Raw genomic sequence first — 454 nt, forward strand, 5'->3', positions numbered from 1 at the left:
GCGAAGAGTCGGGCCCGGAAGGCGTTGGAGGCTGCCGAGCGTGGCTGACTCCGAACTCCGTCCGATCGCCGCGTCGTTCGTCGCTATGGGCCCATCCGGGGCGGCGATACGCGACCGGCTGGGGAACCTCACGTCGGTGGATGAGAAGGTGTTGAGGCTGGTCGGCGCGCACCTTGGCATGCTGGCGTCGCGGGATCTCAAGGAGCGGTGTGCGGACGGTCTGGAGTACTCCGCGGATACGTGGGCGGCCCGGAAACGGGCGCTGACTCCTATGTCCTCGTCGCGCTGGGCGGGTGCTCTGACGAAGGCCAGCCATGATCAGTGGGCGCTCTCCCGCCGCTGTCAGGCCGCGCACATTCGCAACCTTGAAGCCGGTATCAAGACGATCCGGCACCGGCTGTCCCTCCCTGTCGGGGAGAAGGGCACCAAGCGTGCTCCGGGCGGATACCGCAGC

The 454-nt window shown here is 68.1% G+C and carries 1 pseudogene; it reads left to right on the plus strand.

Going from position 1 to position 454, the window contains the following annotated elements:
• Window positions 1–85: 85 nt before the first annotated feature.
• Window positions 86–454: pseudogene (locus tag NLX86_RS34300) on the plus strand (IS200/IS605 family accessory protein TnpB-related protein); the annotation flags it as partial.

Origin of the sequence: Streptomyces sp. A3M-1-3, from assembly GCF_024213665.1 — a bacterium.
Lineage (GTDB): Bacteria > Actinomycetota > Actinomycetes > Streptomycetales > Streptomycetaceae > Streptomyces.